This is a genomic window from Sphingobium sp. B10D7B, assembly GCF_025961955.1.
Lineage (GTDB): Bacteria > Pseudomonadota > Alphaproteobacteria > Sphingomonadales > Sphingomonadaceae > Sphingobium.
Map to the genome: position 1 here is coordinate 942,795 of NZ_JAOQOQ010000001.1, position 17,410 is coordinate 960,204.

The following is a 17,410-nucleotide window of genomic DNA, read 5'->3' on the forward strand; positions in this document are numbered from 1 at the left end:
TTATCGCGCCGACCGATCCGTTCTTGATCATTCGCGCATATTATATTGGTCGGCCCTCGTTCGGATGGGCGGCGATGAAGGCTTCGACCTCGCTCCGCAGCGGCATGGCGGGTACGGCACCGGGCTTTTGCGTGCACAGGGCGGCCGCGGCATTGGCGAAGATCAGCAGGGCCTCGTCCGTTGGCCGAGCGTCGCCGGCGCGATCGAGCATGGCGCACAGCGCGCCGACAAAGCAGTCACCCGCGCCCACGGCGTCGCGCGGCACGACCGGAAAGGCCGGGACATGTACAGCGCTGCCTGCCCGCACCGCCACCGCGCCGGATGCGCCGAGCGTGACGATGACGAGCTGATCGTCGCGGCTGATCAACGTTCGGGCCGCCAGCGCGGCCTGTGGCGTCGCTCGCTCGTCATGCCGGCCGAGATAAATGGCCAGCTCATGCTGGTTGACGATCAGCACATCCGTCGAGGCGAACAGGCGTTTGGCTTCAAGAACCGCAGGGGCCGCATTGAGGACTCGGACCGCCTGCTTTCCCGGTGAGGCTGCGAAGAATGCCGCGACGGTTTCGACTGGCACTTCGAGCTGAGCCACGCGGATATCGGCGTCTGCCACGGTATCGACCATGGCGGGCGCCAAGGCGGCGTTGGCGCCGGACGCCACGATGATCTGATTCTCGCCGGACGTGTCGACGGTGATGTAGGCGGTGCCGGTCGCCGCTCCTTCGACAGCGATCACTGCGAGGGTGTCGACTCCAGCGGCGGAGAGCTGCTCAGTCATCCAGACGCCGGATTCGTCTTCGCCGACCGCACCGATCATGCGCGTCTGCGCCCCTGCGAGCGCTGCGGCGACGGCCTGATTCGCGCCCTTGCCGCCGGGCAGGCGCTCGGACTGCAAGGCAAGCACCGTTTCGCCGGGCCGGGGGAGGGCATCCACGGACTGGATCAGGTCCACATTGATCGATCCTGCTACCACCACCGCCATGCCGGCCTCCTTCTATACTGCCTCGCTCCCAACCATGATCGGCGCCGCGTCACAATGCGCCGCGCGCCGGCGTGCGCTCCCTGACAACAATTGCGGTCTGCCTTGCAAAGCGCTGCGCCGCCACGGGCGTACACAGGGCGCAGCAACTCTCAACAAGGTAGATGACGCATGGTGAACTGGCTGATTACGGGTATTGGCGGCGGCCTGGGCGAAGCGCTGGCGCAGGCGGCGCTGGATCGCGGCGACAAGGTTTTCGGCACATCGCGCAGTGTCGAGGCCTGCGCCCGTTTCGCGGCCATCGCGCCGGGGCGGTCGTTCGCGCATGGTCTCGACTTTGGCGATCAGGCTGCGCCGGCCGCCCTCGTGGCGCTCGCCGAGCAGACCATGGGCAGTGTCGACCGGCTGGTGAACAATGCCGGATACGGGCTGATCGGTGCCGTCGAGGAAATCACGCTGGATGACGCGCGCGCGCTGTTCGACGTCAACCTCTTCGGTGCGATTGCGATGATCCAGTCGGTGCTGCCGGCGATGCGCGCACGGAAGGCGGGGCATATCGTCAACATCACCTCCGTCAGTGGCCTCGCGCCCTGGGCGGGGACGTCCATCTACGGGGCGAGCAAATATGCGCTGGAGTGCATAGGGCAGACGCTGGCGCAGGAGGTCGCGCCGCTCGGCATCAAGGTCACCAATGTCGCCCCGGGTGGCCTGCGCACCAATTTCGCGGGCGGATCGCTGCGTCTCGCTGACCGGATGATCGCCGATTATGAGGGCTCGGCCCATTTCGCCCGCCAGTCGCTCAAGGAAGGCGTCGGCAAGGAGAAGGGCGATCCGATCCGCGCCGCCGCCGCAATCCTCGCCGCGCTGGACGCGCCGCAGCCGCCCATGCACCTGCTGCTGGGTGAGGATGCGCTGCATTATGCCGAAGGGCAGACCGATCTGCTGCGCGCAGAGATGGAGCGTTGGAAGGACTATTCCCTCTCCATCGCCTACCCGGCCGAGGAGATGGCAAGCGCCGATGCATGACAGCCGCCTGCCGGCATGGGCCATCGAGCGCGGGCGCTATCTGAACAGCTTTTCGGCGATCGTGCCGGAGAGGACTGCGCTGGTCGTGATCGACATGCAGACGGCGTTTTTGGCGCCAGGCGCGGTGTTCGGCAATCCGCACGGGATGGACATCATCCCGGCGGTCAACAGGCTTGCCATGGCGATGCGGGCCGCCGGCTGCCCGATCATCTGGACCCGGCAGAGCGTCTCGGACGATCCCCCGCTCGCCATGGCGCCCTGGCAATATGATCGGACCGATCCCCATGTGCAGGCTGCTATGCAGGCCCTGACCCCCGGGCACCCGGCGCATGGCTTGCATCCGGACATGGCGGTGGAGACGGGCGATACGGTGCTCGACAAATATCGCTACAGCGCTTTTGCCTGTCCCGCTGGCCAGCTTGAGGCGCAGCTGCGCAAGCGGGGAATCGAGATGCTGGTCATCGCGGGAACGCTGACCAATGTCTGCTGTGAAAGTACCGCGCGCGATGCCTATATGCGCGGCTACAAGGTCATTGCCGCGCTGGACGCGATGGCCGCCGTGACGGATGAGGAGCATGAGGCGGCGCTGCTCAACCTGCGCCTTAATTTCGCGGACGTTCGCGAGAGCACGTCCATCATCAACATGCTGTAAAGCAAGGAAGACGCTGACATATGACTGACGCTGGCTCGAGGACGACCCACCACGAGATCGATGACATCTTCACACGCCGCTGGTCTCCGCGCGCCTTTGATGGCAGCGCGGTGGCGGAAAGCGAGTTGCTGCGGTTGTTCGAAGCCGCACGCTGGGCGCCGTCGGCGTTCAACGCGCAGCCTTGGCGGTTCCTGTACGCCGTGCGCGACGGGGCGGACTGGACACGGTTCCTCGATCTGCTGATTCCGTTCAACCGGAGCTGGGCGGAAAGCGCCGGCGCGCTGATCATCATCCTCTCCGACACGCAGATGCGCAACCCGGACGGCACGCCGAAATCCGCATCGCACAGCCATTCCTTCGATGCCGGCGCGGCATGGGGCATGCTCGCTGTGCAGGCTACGCTCTGCGGGCTTTACACGCACGGCATGACCGGGGTCGACTTCGACAAGGTTCGCACCGAATTGAGCGTGCCGGAAGACTTCCGCATCGAGGCGGCCATTGCGGTGGGGCGCATTGGCGATGCGTCGACTTTGCCCGAAGGCCTGCGCGAACGCGAGCAGCCCTCTGACCGCAAGCCCGTGGCCGACTTCGCCTTTGCAGGGGGATTTGCCGCGGCCTGATCGGTCCCGTCCACCGGCAATAAAAGACCCCGGAAAGCAGTGCTTTCCGGGGTTTCTTCATATTTGCGGGAGAAGCAGGCAGGTCAGGACAGCAGCCGGGGGACGGAAATCGCGCCGACCGTGAATCGTGCGTCCGGATGCTCCTCACCGCCGTCGCGCGGCTTTTCGCGGTGCTGTACGACGCCATTCTTGCCGAAATTCTCGACCACAGGCCGTCCGGAATCGCGGTGCAGCCACAAGCGAAGCAGGTGGCGGCGGCGCTGCGGTTCAGGGAAATCGTTGAACGATGTGCGCGCGTGCAGCGCGGCGTAGTTGGAGAGCCACTGGATGTCGCCGGGGCGGAAATCCATCTCGATGGCCATGCCCGGCTCATAGGTGATGTCGTCGAACAGCTTGAGCACTTCGATCTGATCGGGCGTCAGGCGCGGCGCCTCGGGATAATCCTGCGCGGTGAGGATGTAGAGCGATCCCGCATACATGCTGAACACGCCCTCTTCCATGCTGATGATAGGCGAGGTGTAGGTGTTGGCGGGCGCATTATGGTCCTGCCGGCGCCAGTCCCAATGGAACGGCTCGAGCAGCAGGGGCGCCAGGTCGGGCCGGCGGGCGAGGATCTCATTGTAGATCTGCGCGCCCGAGACGAGGCAGGATGCGCCGCCTTCCTTGGCTGGGCGCAGGCACATCAGCGCCACGATATCCGAGCTGTCCGAGTGGTAGACGAGCTTGTCCCGCACCTTGGAGGAGAGGGCGGTGGGATCGTCCATGGTCTTGTCGGAGGTCGCATAGACATGGTCGATCAGGTCGCCCATTTCGTTCTGGCGGATGGGGTCGCCCATGTGCAGGCCCAGAATATAGTAGATCGCCGCCGAGAGCGCGTCCGAGTAGAGATGGGTGCGCAGGCCGCGCACCAGCACGAAGCCTCGGCCGTAATCGACATCGCGACCCCATTCGGCGGCAGCGTCGGCGCAGGCAACCAGCGGATAATCCTGCTTGGAGACGAAGCGCAGGTCAGGATTGGCCTCTACGAACCGGGTGCCCAGCGTTTCCAGTTCGGCCACCTGATCCTCCGAGAGCCGGTAGATCCAATCCTGAGATTGGGACAGCGTATCGCCGCGCCAGGCGGCGTCGGTCCGTACCGGTTCCAGGGCTATGGTCGTCGTCGTGGACATGGTCAGCGCGGCTCCTCTTGCAAGGCCATTATCGTCGTCTGGGTCTGATCCTGCCTGACTAAAGCGTCCCTTTCTTCCCGTCTTGGCAGCACATGCAAAATTAGTGTCCGGTGCGCGAATCAAAAGCGTGCCTAGACGCATCGCGGGCATTCGCGCCGACCAGCCGGTGGCGTTGCTTCTTATATAGGGCGCGCAGGCCAAGCACCCGCCCGAACTGTGTTGCAATGCAGCATGACGCATTTGCATCAACAAGTTCTGCGCCCCGCCTCAAGATTAAGTTCCCCAAAACTGGCTCAATGCAGGCTCAGCGGCACTCAGGGAAAACCGGGGCCGGAACAATCGCCGGAGAGGAGCCGCGAGGTCAGGCCGAGAAGGGGACCGCGACAATGAGCGACAGACTAGGAAAGACATACGGATATTTCATGGCGGGTGCGGCGATGGCCGCGTTGATGACCAGCGCCGGGTTCGCGCAGGAAGCGCCTGCGGACAGCGCGAGCGCACATGATGGTGACGAGATCGTCATCACCGCCTCCAAGGTGGATGTAAGCCTGCAGCGCGCCAACCTCTCGGTGTCCGCCGTGACGGCAGAGACGCTGAGCATGGCCAACGTCACGGACGTGACCGGCCTGAACGGCTCGGTACCCGGGCTTGTGGTCGCCAAGAGCGGCGGCGCCGAGCGCATCATCACCATCCGCGGCATCGGCTCGGAAACGCCGGAGAACACGAACACTCAGCCGGGCGTCTCTTACCATGTCGATGGCGTCTACATCTTCAACTCCATCGCTGCCAATGCGGCGTTTATCGACGTGGCCCAGGTCGAGGTGCTGCGCGGCCCGCAGGGCACGACCTTCGGTCAGGGCTCGACGGGCGGCACGATCAACGTCGTGTCCCGCCAGCCTGTGCTGGGCGAATCCAGCGCGAACGGCGAGATCGGTATCGGCAACTACAATATGCTGAAGATGAACGCCGGCGTGAACGTGCCGCTGGGCGATACGCTCGCCCTGCGCGTCGCCGGGCAGCACCAGAAGCATGACGGTTATGCCGTGGCGACCGATGTCGTGGGCTTCGGCCAATATGAACTGGATGACGCCAATGAGACCGGCTGGAAGGCGGCCCTGCTCTGGGAGCCGACTGACAGCATCTCCGTCAGCCTGAACACCATTCAGTACCGCAGCAATACCCATGGCACGGCGCAGAAGAACGTGTTCGATCCTGAGCCCGATCCACGGCGCCTCACGCAGGATTATCCCGGTCGGTCGGTGGTGAACACAGAGCTTTACTACGGTGTGGTTGCTTTCGATGCCGGCTTCGCGACGGTGAAATCGATCACCAGCTACCAGAAGGTCCACAGCGAGCAGAGCTGGGATGCGGACGGCCTGACGGCCGACCTCTTCGAGGCACTGACCTACAGCCCGCTCACCTTCGGCGGCACCCGCTACGACCACGTGGCCATGTGGGAGAGCAACACCAAGAGCTGGACGCAGGAGTTCAATATCTCCTCCACGCACGAGGGGCCGTTCCAGTGGATCGCCGGTGCGGTGTATCTGCAGTCGACCAACGACCAGTATATTCTTGAATATCGCGGCAGTGACGACAACCTCGTCCCGCCGGTCCTGCCGGTCACCACGCCCTATAACGACCCGCTGGTCGACAATCTCACTTATGCGGAACTGTCGTCGATCAAGCGTGAAGCCTGGGCGGCCTACGTGCAGGGCACATACGACTTCTCGTCGCAGCTCAGCCTCACGGCAGGCATCCGTTACAACAGCGACAAATATAGCGGTCAGGGAGCCAGCAACAGCGACACCGCAAGCTACACGTCCGGCGCCTTTCTCCAGCCGACCCCCACGGACGGCCTGAGCACGACGGAATGGACAGGCAAGGTGGCGCTGGACTTCAAGATCACGCCGGAAAATCTGCTCTACGCCAGCTTCACCCGTGGCTTCAAACCGGGCGGCATCAACAGTTCGGCTGCAGGAGGCAACAGCTCCTCGTCGCTGGGCTTTGCGACCGGCATTCAACCGACCTACAAGCCCGAGACGGTGAATTCGTTCGAGATCGGTTCCAAGAACCGCTTCTTCAACAATGCTCTGACCTTCAACGCCTCCGCTTTCTATTATGACTACAGCAACATGCAGTTCCTCGATGAGGATGCGATCCTGTATGGCGAAGGCACGGCCAACGCCCCCGGCGCGCATATCTACGGCCTGGAGTTGGAAGGGGCCTGGGCGGTCACCAGCAAGCTGAAGATCGACGGCTCTGCCTCGTTCCTGCGCGGTAAGTTCGACGAGGATTATCTCGCGCTCGATCCGGTGAAGGCCGACGAAGCGCAGACGGCGGCAGGCTATCCCGACTGGCTGTTCTGGAGTAACTTCTACCCCGCCGTGCTGGCGCGTGAAGCGGCTCGCGAGAATATCAACGGCAACCGGGTGCCCAAGCTGCCCAAGTTCCAGGGCTCGATCGCGGTCACCTACACCGATCAGCTCGGGGCCGGCGAACTCACGGCGCGTGCGCAATATCTCTATCGCGGCCAGTTCTTCTATCGTGTGTTCAACGACGATTTCTACGACAAGACGCCGTCTTACGACACGGTCAACCTGTTCGTGAAATATGCGCTGGACGATGCGCCGGTGTACTTCAGCGCTTCGGTCACCAATGTGTTCGATACGACCGGCGTCAACTCGCGCTTCTCCGACCCTTATGGCAGCTCGCAAGGGTTCGAGACGTACATCGCGCCCCGGCAGGCGATCTTCTCGGTCGGCTTCAACTTCTGATCACCACTGGCACTGCCTTATAAGGGCAGGCTGACACAGCGGCGCTCTTCCTCTCGAGGAAGGGCGCCGCTCCTGTTTGGTGGTGTGTGGTCGTGCCCTCCGTTCGTCCTGAGTAGCTGCTGAGCCTGTCGAAGCAGCGTATCGAAGGCCTGCTCCGTGCGCCGCGATGCTTCGATACGGCTCTTCGATACGCGCCTGCGGCGCACCTCAGACCCTACTCAGCATGAACGGTGGGCGCTCTCTGCACCGATCAAAGGAAGTTGTTCGGCCAGATCATCGTGCGCCACATGTGCGCGGTGGGTGAGCGATCGAAGCCCAGGCCTTCTTCTGGCTCCCGGAAGTGCCGCCCGATGATGTCGGTAAACTCTTCGGGATCGACCGGCGGAGACTGGTCGAAGAAGTAATAATCGTAGATCGTGACCAGCCGCGAGCTCATGTACCATTTGTGGTTGCGGGCATATTCGGCATCGCGCTGGATATATTCGGGCGGAACATAGTCCGGCCCGAAGAAGCGATCATAGCTTTCCGGATATTCATATCCCACCGACCCATCCGCGAAATAGCGGAGCGGCTGGTGATATTGCACGGCCCAGGCGATCTCCTCGGAGACATAAGGCGCAATCATCTGCGCGCCCCAATAGCCGTGGTCGGCGCGCACGAAGCAGCCATTGGAGATGTCGTGCAGCAGGCAGGCAAGGACGATCTTCTCTTCCTGCCCATCGTCCAGCGCGCGCTTGGCGCTGGTCAGCAGATGGCGGATGGCAATATCGTTGAAGCGATATTTGAAGAAATCCATCAGCTTGGGCTGTTTCGGCATGCGCGGCAGCGCGGGGTTGTCGCCCATCATGAAGACGTGATTCTCGTCCATCTGCCGGATGAGGTCGGGCTCGGGGTCGGGCATGCCGGTGCCGATCCTGCCGACGGGGGCGGGCACGATCATGCGGGTGCGGCCTTCCTGGGGCCAGGGATGGTCATCGCACATCAGGTCTCTCCATAGTCAATCGCGGTGGCGCTCATGAGGAACGACTATCACCTTCATGCGGGCATGAATGATCTTTATACACCCAAATTAGCAGATTATTGGGTGGATATAGCCCACATTGTCACCAGGTGCGGTCGATTACGCCGCATTAAGCGGCAACGCCGGGCTGTCCTTGACGACATCCAGTGCAAAGGTGGTGCGCATGTCGCGGACGCCCGGCAGCTTGAGCAGCACGCGCTGGGCCAGTTCGGCATAGGCATCCATATCCGGCGCCAGCACTTTCAACAGGAAATCGAACTGCCCGGCCGTGATGACGCAACTCACGATTGCCGGCTCGTTCAGCACGGCCTCCTTGAACTGTTCGATAATCGAGGAGCTGGAGGACCCCGTGGCAGCGCCGCTGGGCGTCTGGGGCACCTTCACCTCTACATAGGCAAGGATGCCAAGGCCCACCCGCTTGCGATCGACGATCGCCGTATAGCCGGTGATGATGCCCTCTTCCTCCAGCCGCCGGACATGGCGCAGGCACGGGCTGGGCGACATACCCACGCGCTCCGCGAGGGCCAGATTGGTGATGCGGCCGTCCTGCTGCAGTTCATGGAGAAGCTTCAGATCGGTGCGGGAAAGATCCGTCATGCGCTGGTGCCATTCGCTCGCGATGATGAGTGGTCGCCCCGACCTACCATCGCTTCGCTGGCGTGAACATGGCTGGCATGAGGTGGCCGCGCTCGATTGGCAAAGTCGAGTTGGCGCCGCGCACGGTTTGAGTGAAAATATGACGATAAAATAGCCAAAGTTATCAAGCAAAAATGTCAAAATATTGACATTTCGGGCAATCGGCACCATCTAATATCCGCTAACGTCGCACCTCGACGGATTTTGATGCCATTGCAGCGGATTCTTCCTTTGATACTTCGGCCAGCGCCACCGGGACAGGCGTTTCGGTGGGTTTCTTATGTAAAAGGAATGATCCCATGCCCATTGGCACAGTCAAATTCTTCAACGCCGACAAAGGCTATGGCTTTATCGCACCCGACGATGGCGGTGAAGACAGCTTCGTTCATATCAGTGCGGTCGAGCAGGCCGGCATGCACACGCTCGACAAGAATCAGCGCGTGAAGTTCGAGATCACGACCGACCAGCGCGGTCGGGCCTCGGCGACGCAGCTCGAAGAAGCCTGAGCAGCACGTTCGTCCCCGGCTGGCTCGTCCGGTCGGGGGTGTGCCTCGCAAGGATTTCTCGCACGGATTTCTGGGCGGGGCAGGGGAGACGGTAAAACGCCAATCTTCCCATGAGAGTTCACGCTGGGGCCGCCGCGGCCCCCGCGCACAGCCCGCAAGGAGCGTGCAATGTCAGCGACCAGTGATTTCTATCTCGCCCGCGCGGCGGAAAGTGCCGATGCCGCCAGCAAGGCCGATCTGGCCAATGTCCGCGAGCGCTGCCTGCGGGCAGAGGCCGCCTGGCAGCAGATGGCGGACCGACTTATCGAGATCGAGCGCAAGAAGCGTCAGGCCGCCGCTTAAGCGGATCGGACTTCTCTATCAAAACGGCGTGGCTTTCGGGTCACGCCGTTTTTCCTGCTGATTTTCGCGATGTGATTGCGTCCGACGCCCGATACATCTCAGGCCGAGGACGAAATTAAATGGTCGGGGAGAGAGGATTCGAACCTCCGGCCCCTGCCTCCCGAAGACAGTGCTCTACCAGGCTGAGCTACTCCCCGACCGGGCCGACGCTTGAAGCGCCGGCAAGACAGGCGCTGCCCTATAGTCAGGGGTTTGCGTGCTGGCAAGCGCTGCATCGAGAAATCGTCAAACAGCGCGGTAACCCTTGGCTGCGGGATCGTTTGGTCGCGCTTATCAGGGCGGCAGATGGCATGTGCTGGCGCTCGCGCGGCGGCGCGGTTAAGCTCGATCCATGCTTTCATCTGTCTCCCTCGCCGAGTCTGCGCCGCCAACGAGCGCTTCGCCGCATTATGAGCAGCAATATCTCGATCTGATGCGGCATATCTGGAATGCGGGCGATGAACGGGTGGACCGCACCGGCGTGGGCACGCGGTCGATTTTCGGGGCGACCATGCGATTCTCGCTCGGCGATGACGCGGTGCCTCTGCTGACGACCAAGCGCGTCTACTGGAAGGTCGCCGCGCGGGAGATGCTGTGGTTTCTCTCCGGGGATACCAGCATCCGCCCTCTGGTGGCGCAAGGCGTCCACATCTGGACCGACTGGCCGCTGGATCGCTACCGGCGCGAAACCGGCGACATGATCTCCATGGAGGATTTCGAGGCGCGCATTCTGGCAGATGATGCCTTCGCGCAGGCGTGGGGCGATCTTGGCCCCGTCTACGGCCGGCAGTGGGTCAACTGGCCGCATTATGAATTGGCGCCCGAGGCCGGGGAGGGGCTTTATCGCCGCGCCGCGACGGGTCACAACCAGATCGCGACGCTTGTCGATGCCATTCGCAACAATCCCGGCTCGCGCAGGCTGCTCTTCACTGGTTGGAATGTCGATGAGTTGGAGGGCATGGCGCTGCCGCCTTGCCATATGACCTATCAGTTCCATGTCGCGAACGGGCGGCTCAACGGGCTTTTGTTCCAGCGCAGCTGCGACCTGGGGCTCGGCTTTTCCTTCAACATGTTCGGGCTGGCGCTGCTGACGAGGATGCTGGCGCTGCAGTGCGATCTGGAGGCCGGCGAGATCGTCTGGCAGGGCGGGGACGTCCATCTCTATCTCAATCACGCCGATCTGGTGGAAGAGCAGCTGTCGCGGAGGCCGTCCGGAGCGCCCAAGCTGAAGATCCTGCGCAGACCGGATACGATCTTCGCGCATCGCATCGAGGACTTCGTGGTCGAGGACTATGCGCCGCAACGCGGCATCGCTGCCCCGGTCGCGGTTTAAGGGGCTCGTCGGTGCCGCTGGACGAGCAAAATCTGGCCACAGAGCAAGGCGCGGGCGATCAGCCCTCCGCCGAGCGCTTTGATCGCAGTACCTGGGAGCGCAACCGGCTGGTCGCCTCGATCGCGTTGTTCGCGGGGCTGGGCGTGTTGCTGGCCCTGCCGTTCGTGCTTCGCGCCGGCGGTGCTTTCTTTCTTCCCCTCACGGTCGCGCTGGTGATCGCGATCTGCCTCGTGCCCTTCCTCGAGTGGCTCGAGCGGCGGCGCATCCCGTCGCCGCTGGCCGCGCTGATCGCGCTCGTGTCCTTCCTGTTCGCTGTGAATGCCGCGCTGGTGCTCATCGTGGTGCCGGCGGTCGACTGGATCGCCCAGCTTCCCGAGCGGATCGGCCAGATCAAGACGACGCTGGAGCCGGTCATCCGCCTCTATACCGAGGCGCAGGGTTTCATCGACGGCCTGCTCAAGCTCGTCACGGAAACCCGCAGGGCGCCGACGGTGCCCGGCGAGGTGCCGCGCCCCGGCTCGCTGTTGGATATGCTGACCACCGCCGCGCCGAGCGTCGTCATCAATGTCGTGTTCGGGCTGCTGGTGATCTTCTTCTTCCTCTCCGGCTGGACGCGCATGCGCCGGCGGACGATTCAAGGGCGGGGCAGCTTCTCGGGCGCGCTGACTATCGCGCGGGTGATCCAGAACGTTGTCGATGCCACGTCGCGTTATGTGCTCACCATCGCGCTCATCAATGTGCTGCTGGGCTTCACCGTCGCCATCGCGCTCAGCCTGTTCGGGATGCCCACGCCGTTCATGTGGGGCGGATTCGTCGCGCTGCTCAACTTCATTCCCTATTTCGGCCCCTTCGTGGCGGCGATCCTGCTGGCGATGGGCGGGCTGATGACCTTTTCCACGGTCGGCTGGGCGCTGATGCCAGCGATCATCATGACCGGGCTGCATCTTATCGAGGCGAATGTCGTGACGCCGCTGGTGCTCGGCGAGCGCCTGAAGCTCAGTCCGCTGATGATTCTCGTCTCGCTGAGCTTCTGGACGTGGGTGTGGGGCACGGCAGGCGCGCTGCTGGCGGTGCCGCTGTTGATCATCATCCAGACGGTGCTGGCGGCAGCCGGTAAGCCGGATATCGCCGGTTTCCTGTTCGAGTCCGGAACGCTCACCAGCGTCCCATCCGACCCGCAGGAAGAATATCGCAATTGATCGCGCGAAGCGTGTTGACAGGGCCGGCGCCCTCTTATACCTGCGCCCTCCTCAGCCAAGCGCGGGTGTAGCTCAGTTGGTTAGAGTGCCGGCCTGTCACGCCGGAGGTCGCGGGTTCGAGCCCCGTCACTCGCGCCATTTTCTTCAATGAAGAGAATGGCATCGCGCTGGCTTCCCCCTCCTGAACGGAGCGGGACAAGCCTCTAGAAAATGGATTTGGAACTGGCGCTCAGGCGCGCCAGCGGCCTGTCTCCATCCACACCAGGATGGGCCGGGTCGGGAAGATCCAGATGATCCCCACGATTACATAGAAGACGAGTTGAAGGGCGCCGGGCCAGCGCGCGATCTGCTCCGAGAAGGAGCCGATGATGGCAGCCCAGACGGCGATGATGCCGAGGATGGCGAACATGCCCGCCGGCTTGCGCCAGCTCGGTTGCGGCGCGTCGTTCACGCGGCCTCTCCCTCGATGACACTCTGCTCGGTAAACAGCATGTGCAGGGGCACGTCCCACGGCTGGATGGGCAGCGCATCGACCATCTGGCAGCTCCACGCCATGCCGATTCGCAGCGCGTTGGGCAGCTTGGCGAAAGCGCGGTCATAATAGCCCGCACCATGGCCGATGCGATTGAGCGCGGGATCGAACCCGACGAGCGGCGTCAGCACCACGTCCGGCGTGACCGTGGCGGCCTGCGGGGCCGGCTGGGGGATGCGGAGCTGGCCCGGCACCAATATGTCGTCCGGCGACCAGTCGGCAAATTCCATGTCCTCGGCGGTGGTCTTGCCGAGCCGGGGCAGGCACAGCTTGAAGCCGCGCTCGTGGAGGAAGTCGATCAGCGCTTCGGTCGGCGCTTCCGAGCCCATTGCCCGGTAGATGGCGACCCGCGAGCCGGGCGGCATGCGGGCGAGCACGGGGGAAGGGGGAACCCGGAAGGCCAGCGTGCGCACCGAAGGCGGCAGGCCGGCGACAAAGGCGGAGCGCCGGGCGAGCAAAGAGGAGCGCAGCTTGGCGCGATCAGTATCGGTCATTCTTTGGGTCCTGTCCGAGATGCCGGCGGGGTGACGGGACCGCCATGGCCGTTTGCCGGAAAATCCTCTGACGCCTCAACGTCAGGTGGGGACCATGTAGTTCGGACCTGGGTCCGGCCAGGGACAGCCCCCTTGGATGTGATTATCGCCTCAGGGATGTTCGCTAATGCGCGCACCGGGCAGTACCCGTCCCACCTTACTTAGGCGTTGGACAGCTGGGCTGCAAGGCTGTCGCCCAAGGCTTCGATCCGCTGGGCCAGCGCGTCGAGCGCCTCCAGCGTTGCGGATTCGTCCTCCGGCTCGGCGGGCGGTGGTGGCGCGGCTGCCGGGGCGGGGGCCTTGTCGGTGAGGGAATCGGCCAGCAGCAGTCCTGCGAACAGCAGTTGCCGCACCTCGGTCAGCCCGGGACTGCCGCTGCTGACCTGCTGGACCCGCTCGGACATCAATGCGGCCAGCTCGTGCAGGCGCGCTTCCTCGCCATCCCGGCAATGCACCGCATATTGCCGGCCGCCGACCATGATTCGTACTTCTGCCATAGATCAGGCTTCGCTCCTGGCCTTTTGAAGATCGCCAATGAGCGCATCGAGCGATTTCAGCGCCGCGATCGCCTTGTCGCGTGAGAAGGGGTCGATATCCACCGGCGGTCCATCATCCTCGATGCTGCCGGCCGCGAGCTGCGCCTCGATTTCCTGCGCACGCGCCTCGGTCAGTTCCCGCGCCAGTCCCTCGGCGCGCGTCACGGCGCGTTCCAGCCGCTCGATCGCCTGCATCATCGCCTTGCTTGCCATGAGCGAACCCTTATCACGCTCCCGAGCGAATGCAAAAACTCGTTGCGCAGCTGCGGATTGAGCGTGACGGCGCCAGAATCACCGTGCCTTTGAGGCTGTGGGGCGCCCCGCAGGTTGACGCTCGGGCCGCTAGACGACATGGAGACCGCGCGGCGACTCATGGCCCGTTCTCTCGGCGCCGGCGCGGCCGTTCATCGACCATCTTCGGTCCTTGATCGCTCTGGAGCAACACGCCTGCGGGCCAGATAAAGAAGAAGGGGCGCTCGCCCATGTCAGTCACCGAAAAGCGGCTCGCCGACGCCATTCGCGTCCTTTCCATGGACGGCGTGCAGGCCGCCAATAGCGGCCACCCAGGCATGCCGATGGGCATGGCCGATGTCGCGACGGTGCTCTTCAAGGATTATCTGAAGTTCGATCCGGCAGCGCCGGGCTGGCACGACCGCGACCGCTTCGTGCTCTCGGCTGGCCATGGCTCGATGCTGATCTACGCGCTGCTGCACCTGTCCGGCTATACCAGACCGACGATGGCGGACATTCGCAACTTCCGTCAGATGGGCAGCCCTTGCGCCGGCCACCCCGAGAATTTCGAACTGGCGGGCGTTGAAGCCACCACCGGTCCGCTGGGTCAGGGCCTGGCCATGGCCGTCGGCATGGCGATGGCCGAGCGGCATCTCAATGCGACCTTCGGCGATCCGCTGGTCGATCACCGCACCTGGGTGATCGCGGGCGATGGCTGCCTGATGGAAGGCATCAACCACGAAGCAATTGGTCTTGCCGGTCATCTGGGCCTCGGGCGCCTGAATGTGCTGTGGGACGATAACAAGATCACTATCGACGGCGCTGTCAGCCTCTCCTCCAGCGAGGATGTCCTGGCCCGTTACGCCGCGACCGGCTGGCATGTGACGGCCTGCGACGGCCATGATTTCGGCGATATCCGCCGGGCGATGGATGAGGCCATGGCCGATCCGCGCCCCTCGCTCATCGCCTGCCGCACCCGCATCGGCCAGGGCGCGCCCAACAAGGCCGGCTCGCACAAGGTGCACGGATCGCCGCTGGGCGAGGACGAAATCACCGCGACCCGCGAGGCGCTGGGCTGGGATCTGCCGCCGTTCGAGCTGCCCGATGATGTGAAGGCCGCCTGGGCAGAGACCGGCACGCGCGGCAAGAAGGCTCATGCCGAGTGGCAGGGACGCCTTGCAAGCCATTCTGACAAGGATGAATTCGAGCGGCGCATGGCGGGCAAGCTGCCGGCCGGCTTCTCCATCCAGTCCTATCTCGATGGCCTGATCGCCGAGCCCAAGAGGGTTGCGACGCGCAAGGCGAGCGAGATGGCGCTCGATGCGATCAACGTGCAACTGCCCGAGATGTTCGGCGGCTCGGCGGACCTAACGGGCTCCAACCTGACCCAGTCCAAGGACCAGAAGGTTGCTTTCAGCCGCGACGATTATAGCGGTCGCTATGTCTATTACGGCATCCGCGAGTTCGGCATGTCCGCCGCGATGAACGGCATCGCGCTCCATGGCGGCATGATCCCCTATGGCGGCACCTTCCTCGTCTTTTCCGATTATGCGCGCAATGCCATCCGCATGTCCGCTTTGCAGCAGCTGCGCGTCGTCTATGTGATGACGCATGACAGCATTGGCCTTGGTGAGGATGGCCCCACGCACCAACCCATCGAGCATGTAATGTCGCTGCGGATGATCCCCAATCTGGAGGTCTTCCGTCCCGCCGACACCATCGAGACAGCCGAGTGCTGGGCGCTTGCGCTGCAGCAGGATTCCACGCCGTCCTTGCTGGCGCTCAGCCGCCAGAACCTGCCGCAATTGCGCACCGACGCTTCGGAAAATCTCTGTGCCAAAGGTGCCTACACCCTCGTGGCCAGCGGAACCGCGCCCAAGGTGGTGCTGATCGCCACCGGATCGGAAGTGGAGATCGCCGTGAACGCCGCCAAGCTGCTGGAAGAGAAGGGGGTTGCCACCAACGTCGTCTCCATGCCCAGCATGTCGCGCTTCCTGGCGCAGGACGCGGCTTACAAGGCTGCGGTGCTGCCGCAGGGCGCGCTGCGGGTCTCGATCGAGGCTGGCACCACCTTCGGCTGGGCGACGATTACGGGAACCGATGGCATCAATATCGGTATCGACAGCTTCGGCCTCTCGGCGCCGGCGCAGGAAATTTACGATCATTTCGGGCTGAATGCCCAGAGTGTCGCGGCACGGGTTTCCGCCGCGCTGGTTTGACTTTGAGCTAAGGAGTGCAGGACATGGCGATCAAGGTAGCAATCAACGGGTTCGGACGGATCGGGCGCCTCGTCGCGCGCGCGCTGCTGGAGCGCACCGATCATGATTTCGAGCTGGTCGCGATCAACGACCTGGGCGATGCCAAGTCGAACGCGCTGCTGTTCAAGCGGGACAGCGTGCATGGCAACTGGAAGGGCGAGGTCTCGGTCGATGGCGACAGCCTCGTCGTGGACGGCAAGCGCATCAAGGTGACGGCGGAGCGTGACCCCGCCAATCTGCCGCACGCCGAGCTCGGCGTGGTGATCGCGCTCGAATGCACCGGCATCTTCGCGGACAAGGCCAAGGCCAGCGCGCACCTGACCGCGGGCGCCAAGCGCGTCGTCATTTCCGCGCCGGCCACGGGCGTCGACAAGACCATCGTGTTCGGTGTGAACCATGATGCGCTGACCGCCGACGACATCGTCATCTCCAACGCGAGCTGCACCACCAACTGCCTCGCGCCGCTCGCCAAGGTGCTCAACGATGCGGTTGGCATCGAGAGCGGCTTCATGACGACGATCCACAGCTACACCAACGACCAGAACACGCTGGATCAGATCCACAAGGACATGCGTCGCGCCCGTGCCGCTGCGCTCTCCATGATCCCGACCACGACGGGCGCAGCCCGCGCCGTGGGCGAGGTGCTGCCGGAGCTGAAGGGCAAGCTGGACGGCTCCTCGGTGCGCGTGCCGACGCCGAACGTGTCGGTCGTCGACCTCAAGTTCATCGCCAAGCGTGACACGACGAAGGAAGAGGTCAACAGCCTGCTCAAGGCTGCTGCCGACAACGGCCCGCTCAAGGGCGTGCTGGGCTATTCGGATGAGCCGTTGGTCTCCATCGACTATAATGGCGATCCGCGCAGCTCCACCGTCGACAGCCTCGAGACGGCGGTCATCGACGGCAAGCTCGTGCGCGTGCTGAGCTGGTACGACAATGAGTGGGGCTTCTCGAACCGCATGATCGACACCAGCAAGGTTGTTGCTGGCCTGATCTGAGGATTGCGGAACACCGCTGACATTTCTTCGGG

The 17,410-nt window shown here is 63.6% G+C and carries 18 protein-coding genes and 2 tRNA genes; 11 read left to right on the forward strand and 9 right to left on the reverse strand.

The features are described 5' to 3' along the window. Window positions 1-40 precede the first annotated feature (40 nt). On the reverse strand, window positions 41-979 hold the full coding sequence (locus tag M2331_RS04425) for a ribokinase (protein ID WP_181559155.1): 939 nt from the start codon (window positions 977-979) through the stop codon (window positions 41-43). A 168-nt stretch (window positions 980-1,147) separates the two neighbouring features. Between M2331_RS04425 and M2331_RS04430 the strand changes: the two genes are divergently transcribed. From M2331_RS04430 to M2331_RS04440, 3 genes are read left to right on the forward strand one after another with little or no spacing between them, the layout of a single operon-like run. Next, window positions 1,148-2,002 carry an oxidoreductase gene (locus M2331_RS04430; protein WP_181559156.1) on the forward strand — a complete coding sequence of 285 codons (855 nt, stop codon included), beginning with the start codon at window positions 1,148-1,150 and terminating at the stop codon, window positions 2,000-2,002. Continuing rightward, window positions 1,995-2,654, forward strand: a complete 660-nt coding sequence (locus M2331_RS04435; RefSeq protein WP_181559157.1) for a cysteine hydrolase family protein — start codon at window positions 1,995-1,997, stop codon at window positions 2,652-2,654. The genes M2331_RS04430 and M2331_RS04435 overlap by 8 nt, the downstream gene beginning before the upstream one ends. Window positions 2,655-2,674: 20 nt before the next feature. Then, complete coding sequence (locus tag M2331_RS04440) at window positions 2,675-3,274, forward strand: nitroreductase family protein (RefSeq protein ID WP_181559158.1); 600 nt, start codon at window positions 2,675-2,677, stop codon at window positions 3,272-3,274. 83 nt (window positions 3,275-3,357) lie between these two features. Here the strand turns inward: M2331_RS04440 and M2331_RS04445 are convergent, their stop codons facing one another. Then, window positions 3,358-4,443, reverse strand: a complete 1,086-nt coding sequence (locus M2331_RS04445; protein WP_181559159.1) for a TauD/TfdA family dioxygenase — start codon at window positions 4,441-4,443, stop codon at window positions 3,358-3,360. Between the two features lie 422 nt (window positions 4,444-4,865). Here M2331_RS04445 and M2331_RS04450 point away from each other — a divergent pair, with 422 nt between their 5' ends. Beyond that, window positions 4,866-7,217, forward strand: coding sequence for a TonB-dependent receptor (locus M2331_RS04450; protein WP_264592291.1), 2,352 nt, complete (start codon window positions 4,866-4,868; stop codon window positions 7,215-7,217). Window positions 7,218-7,467: 250 nt separating this feature from the next. Here the strand turns inward: M2331_RS04450 and M2331_RS04455 are convergent, their stop codons facing one another. Together M2331_RS04455 and M2331_RS04460 are read right to left on the reverse strand one after the other, a co-directional pair. After that, complete coding sequence (locus M2331_RS04455) at window positions 7,468-8,199, reverse strand: HD domain-containing protein (RefSeq protein ID WP_181559160.1); 732 nt, start codon at window positions 8,197-8,199, stop codon at window positions 7,468-7,470. Between the two features lie 138 nt (window positions 8,200-8,337). Continuing rightward, on the reverse strand, window positions 8,338-8,835 hold the full coding sequence (locus tag M2331_RS04460) for an Lrp/AsnC family transcriptional regulator (protein ID WP_181559161.1): 498 nt from the start codon (window positions 8,833-8,835) through the stop codon (window positions 8,338-8,340). A gap of 338 nt (window positions 8,836-9,173) precedes the next feature. Between M2331_RS04460 and M2331_RS04465 the strand changes: the two genes are divergently transcribed. Together M2331_RS04465 and M2331_RS04470 are read left to right on the forward strand one after the other, a co-directional pair. Further along, window positions 9,174-9,380: a cold-shock protein gene (locus M2331_RS04465; protein ID WP_181559162.1), complete on the forward strand. Its 207-nt coding sequence runs from the start codon at window positions 9,174-9,176 to the stop codon at window positions 9,378-9,380. 168 nt (window positions 9,381-9,548) lie between these two features. Further along, window positions 9,549-9,722 (forward strand): hypothetical protein, encoded by a 174-nt coding sequence (locus M2331_RS04470; RefSeq protein WP_181559163.1) that lies wholly within the window; start codon window positions 9,549-9,551, stop codon window positions 9,720-9,722. Between the two features lie 120 nt (window positions 9,723-9,842). Here the strand turns inward: M2331_RS04470 and M2331_RS04475 are convergent. After that, window positions 9,843-9,919: transfer RNA gene (locus M2331_RS04475), tRNA-Pro, on the reverse strand. A 194-nt stretch (window positions 9,920-10,113) separates the two neighbouring features. Between M2331_RS04475 and thyA the strand changes: the two genes are divergently transcribed. The 3 genes from thyA to M2331_RS04490 all read left to right on the forward strand — a co-directional run bounded on the left by thyA (window position 10,114) and on the right by M2331_RS04490 (window position 12,431). Continuing rightward, on the forward strand, window positions 10,114-11,094 hold the full coding sequence (gene thyA, locus M2331_RS04480) for a thymidylate synthase (protein WP_181559164.1): 981 nt from the start codon (window positions 10,114-10,116) through the stop codon (window positions 11,092-11,094). A 107-nt stretch (window positions 11,095-11,201) separates the two neighbouring features. After that, on the forward strand, window positions 11,202-12,293 hold the full coding sequence (locus M2331_RS04485) for an AI-2E family transporter (RefSeq protein ID WP_181561361.1): 1,092 nt from the start codon (window positions 11,202-11,204) through the stop codon (window positions 12,291-12,293). 61 nt (window positions 12,294-12,354) lie between these two features. Further along, window positions 12,355-12,431, forward strand: a tRNA-Asp gene (locus M2331_RS04490). 91 nt (window positions 12,432-12,522) lie between these two features. On the opposite strand, the gene M2331_RS04495 is transcribed toward M2331_RS04490, so the two are convergent. The 4 genes from M2331_RS04495 to M2331_RS04510 all read right to left on the reverse strand — a co-directional run bounded on the left by M2331_RS04495 (window position 12,523) and on the right by M2331_RS04510 (window position 14,107). Further along, a complete protein-coding gene (locus tag M2331_RS04495; protein ID WP_264569843.1) occupies window positions 12,523-12,744 on the reverse strand; it encodes a DUF2842 domain-containing protein in 222 nt (73 codons plus the stop codon). Beyond that, the gene (locus tag M2331_RS04500; protein WP_181559165.1) at window positions 12,741-13,319 is read right to left on the reverse strand and encodes a 5-formyltetrahydrofolate cyclo-ligase; all 579 of its coding nucleotides are present in this window, start codon (window positions 13,317-13,319) and stop codon (window positions 12,741-12,743) included. The genes M2331_RS04495 and M2331_RS04500 overlap by 4 nt, the downstream gene beginning before the upstream one ends. Before the next feature lie 200 nt (window positions 13,320-13,519). After that, window positions 13,520-13,855, reverse strand: coding sequence for a cell division protein ZapA (locus tag M2331_RS04505; RefSeq protein WP_181559166.1), 336 nt, complete (start codon window positions 13,853-13,855; stop codon window positions 13,520-13,522). 3 nt (window positions 13,856-13,858) lie between these two features. Continuing rightward, a complete protein-coding gene (locus M2331_RS04510; RefSeq protein ID WP_181559167.1) occupies window positions 13,859-14,107 on the reverse strand; it encodes a hypothetical protein in 249 nt (82 codons plus the stop codon). 269 nt (window positions 14,108-14,376) lie between these two features. Between M2331_RS04510 and tkt the strand changes: the two genes are divergently transcribed. Both tkt and gap read left to right on the forward strand, forming a co-directional pair. Beyond that, window positions 14,377-16,344: a transketolase gene (gene tkt / locus M2331_RS04515; RefSeq protein ID WP_181559168.1), complete on the forward strand. Its 1,968-nt coding sequence runs from the start codon at window positions 14,377-14,379 to the stop codon at window positions 16,342-16,344. Window positions 16,345-16,367: 23 nt separating this feature from the next. Further along, a complete protein-coding gene (gap, locus tag M2331_RS04520) occupies window positions 16,368-17,378 on the forward strand; it encodes a type I glyceraldehyde-3-phosphate dehydrogenase (protein WP_181559169.1) in 1,011 nt (336 codons plus the stop codon). Window positions 17,379-17,410 lie beyond the last annotated feature (32 nt).

What these genes read in the sequence shown, in the direction of transcription:
- M2331_RS04455 (WP_181559160.1), bottom strand. Translation starts at nt 8,199, where the DNA reads ATGTGCGATGACCATCCCTGGCCCCAGGAAGGCCGCACCCGCATGATC.
- M2331_RS04500 (WP_181559165.1), bottom strand. Translation starts at nt 13,319, where the DNA reads ATGACCGATACTGATCGCGCCAAGCTGCGCTCCTCTTTGCTCGCCCGG.
- M2331_RS04440 (WP_181559158.1), top strand. Translation starts at nt 2,675, where the DNA reads ATGACTGACGCTGGCTCGAGGACGACCCACCACGAGATCGATGACATC.
- M2331_RS04430 (WP_181559156.1), top strand. Translation starts at nt 1,148, where the DNA reads ATGGTGAACTGGCTGATTACGGGTATTGGCGGCGGCCTGGGCGAAGCG.
- M2331_RS04425 (WP_181559155.1), bottom strand. Translation starts at nt 979, where the DNA reads ATGGCGGTGGTGGTAGCAGGATCGATCAATGTGGACCTGATCCAGTCC.
- M2331_RS04435 (WP_181559157.1), top strand. Translation starts at nt 1,995, where the DNA reads ATGCATGACAGCCGCCTGCCGGCATGGGCCATCGAGCGCGGGCGCTAT.
- M2331_RS04510 (WP_181559167.1), bottom strand. Translation starts at nt 14,107, where the DNA reads ATGGCAAGCAAGGCGATGATGCAGGCGATCGAGCGGCTGGAACGCGCC.
- M2331_RS04470 (WP_181559163.1), top strand. Translation starts at nt 9,549, where the DNA reads ATGTCAGCGACCAGTGATTTCTATCTCGCCCGCGCGGCGGAAAGTGCC.
- M2331_RS04505 (WP_181559166.1), bottom strand. Translation starts at nt 13,855, where the DNA reads ATGGCAGAAGTACGAATCATGGTCGGCGGCCGGCAATATGCGGTGCAT.
- gap (WP_181559169.1), top strand. Translation starts at nt 16,368, where the DNA reads ATGGCGATCAAGGTAGCAATCAACGGGTTCGGACGGATCGGGCGCCTC.
- M2331_RS04445 (WP_181559159.1), bottom strand. Translation starts at nt 4,443, where the DNA reads ATGTCCACGACGACGACCATAGCCCTGGAACCGGTACGGACCGACGCC.
- M2331_RS04465 (WP_181559162.1), top strand. Translation starts at nt 9,174, where the DNA reads ATGCCCATTGGCACAGTCAAATTCTTCAACGCCGACAAAGGCTATGGC.
- tkt (WP_181559168.1), top strand. Translation starts at nt 14,377, where the DNA reads ATGTCAGTCACCGAAAAGCGGCTCGCCGACGCCATTCGCGTCCTTTCC.
- thyA (WP_181559164.1), top strand. Translation starts at nt 10,114, where the DNA reads ATGCTTTCATCTGTCTCCCTCGCCGAGTCTGCGCCGCCAACGAGCGCT.
- M2331_RS04450 (WP_264592291.1), top strand. Translation starts at nt 4,866, where the DNA reads ATGGCGGGTGCGGCGATGGCCGCGTTGATGACCAGCGCCGGGTTCGCG.
- M2331_RS04460 (WP_181559161.1), bottom strand. Translation starts at nt 8,835, where the DNA reads ATGACGGATCTTTCCCGCACCGATCTGAAGCTTCTCCATGAACTGCAG.